We start from the raw sequence: 2625 nt of genomic DNA, 5'->3' as shown, positions 1-2625 counted from the left end.
CATCAATAGTTACAAATTTGTTAGCATTGTGTTCGATATGAAAATACCTATAACAAATACATTAACCCATAAGGTCAATCACATGTCGCTTCCCAATAACGTTGAAATTACCAATACAACAGATCAAAAACTTACCTTAAATAAACACGATAAAACCTGGATTATTAGCCTCTTTGGTACAGCCGTTGGCGCAGGGATCTTATTTCTTCCTATCAATATCGGTGCCAGTGGAATGTGGCCATTGATCGTCATGGCATTACTCGCAGGTCCCATGACTTTTTTAGCACACCGTGGTTTAGCGAGATTTATTTTGTCGTCAAACAATCCAAAAGCGGAGTTCACAGATGTTGTCGAAGAGCACTTTGGTCATCGCTTCGGTTTTCTGATCTCACTACTTTATTTCTTGTCTATTTTTCCAATATTAATGATCTACGGGGTGGGATTAACCAATACGGTTGAAAGTTATATGGTCAACCAACTGGGGATGGCTGCGCCACCACGTATTATGCTATCTGGTATATTAGTGACTGCGATGATTGGCGTCATGATGGCAAGTGAAAAAACCGTCTTACGTGCTTTTGAAGTGATTGTTTACCCATTAGTCTTTATTTTATTTGGCATCTCACTGTACTTGATCCCCAACTGGCACATGCCTGACTTTTCACAAGTACCAGACGCCAAAGAATTTACCCGAACATTATGGCTCGCTATCCCTACCACGATTTTTGCCTTCAGCCACACCGCTGCTATTTCTAGTTTTTCCGTTGCTCAGAAAAGACACTATGGCAAACAGACAGATAAACGCGTCGATTTCATCTTAAAGCATACTTCGATGATGCTGATCACCTTTGTACTGTTCTTTGTTTTCTCGTGTGCCCTCAGTTTAAGTCCAGAGCAATTAGCCGATGCCAAAGCGCAAAATATTTCTATCTTGTCTTATCTGGCAAACGTCACAGGCAGTGGACTGATCGCCTCTTTCGGCCCGTTTATTGCTTGTATTGCCATTATTTCTTCTTTCTTCGGTCACTTCTTGGGAGGACGAGAAAGTTTAAACGGCATTATTGCCAAACATACCAAGCTCCAACCTAAGCTCGTCAATAAGCTGACTATTGCTATTCTCTTTTTCTCGGTTTGGTATGCTGCGGTGAAAAACCCAAGTGTCCTTGGGATCATGGAAACCTTCTCTGGCCCTGTGATTGCGCTGATTTTATTTATTCTGCCGATGTATGCTATTCGCAACGTTGATGCAATGAAGCGCCATCGCGGTAAGATAAGCAATATATTTGTGACTGTTATTGGCTTGATTGCGATATCAGCTATTGTATACAACTTGCTATAAATACAAAAAAACAGCCATGAAATTGGCTGTTTTCTTGAGCGGCTTTAATGGCTTAACCTATTACACATTTTAAATGCATTTGTTCTAATTCATTAATAAAGCTAATAAAACCTATTACATCAAATAATTACTATGGCAGTTTAGCTGCTGTTTTTAAAAAATTGAGACGGATAAGATAACAATCCACAGTCTAAAAATGCTGTAAAAAAACAACGCTTGCTATCAAGATAAACGATCAGTCTTTTAACTCCGCCCATAGCATACTGTCATTTTCTATATGATTCAGTGAAGCCTCATTTTCAATCACCTTCGCTCCGGTAAAAATATAACACATACATGCCGTAGTGATTAATGAAGCACATAAAAACAATAATATTTCAAAAAAGACTGTCATAACGATTTAACTTTACATCCGAGTAAACTTAGAGGTGTACGACATGCTAAATTGATATATTTATTTGTAAAGTCAAAAAATTGACGGTCATCTATAAAATTTATTTTGTTATTATTAATTGCTCATCGTTTTATTATAAGGTACTGATCTAAATGTTTTTTTTGGTTAAAATTTATCAGTAACGAATTATTATAGCCAAAAAATATGAATAAATTGAACTAATGACTTAATTTATATTTAGACAGCCATTACTCGTTTATTTATAAAGTAAATTCATATTAACCACATAATTATAAAAAACATTATTCATAAAAAAAGCCACCACAGAAAAGCTGTAGTGGCTTCATAAGTAAATATTTATGCGAATTTTAGCTTTCTAAATAACACGGCTATTGAGCAATACACACGCGACTAGAACAATCTAGTAAGTCAGCCCAAAATAGAACATCTTTTACAATATCCAGTGCCATCATTACTTTAACCAGAGAAGATTTAATGCCTCCTCTTTATCTGTAATTATGTCAGACGGATGTGAATACGATAAAAACTAACGCCCATCAGTGATCATATTCAACGCAACAAGACAAACAGTCAGTCTTTTAACTCAGTCCATAACGCGCTATCGCTCTCGATATGATCTGGCGAAGCCTCGCTTTCAATCACTTTTGCTCCCGTAAAGATATAACACACACAAGTCGTCGTGATTATTGACGCAAATAAAAATAATAAAATTACCAAAAGGAGTGTCATAACGATTCAACTTTACATCCAAGTAAACTCAAAAGTGTACTATATGCTAAATTAGTATATTTATTTGTAAAGTTAAATATTTGGCGCTTATTTATAAAATGGTTTTCCTGCTTATTAACCTACCCAAAGACATCAACAAGGC

1 protein-coding gene is annotated in these 2625 nt (G+C 36.2%); it reads left to right on the top strand.

Going from position 1 to position 2625, the window contains the following annotated elements; translation table 11 throughout:
- Window positions 1-82 precede the first annotated feature (82 nt).
- Window positions 83-1339, top strand: coding sequence for an aromatic amino acid transport family protein (locus E5A76_RS02300; protein ID WP_161117978.1), 1257 nt, complete (start codon window positions 83-85; stop codon window positions 1337-1339).
- Window positions 1340-2625 lie beyond the last annotated feature (1286 nt).

Source organism: Photobacterium lucens (genome assembly GCF_009873615.1).
GTDB classification, from domain to species: domain Bacteria; phylum Pseudomonadota; class Gammaproteobacteria; order Enterobacterales; family Vibrionaceae; genus Photobacterium; species Photobacterium lucens.
This window is presented reverse-complemented; position numbering and strand designations above follow the sequence as displayed.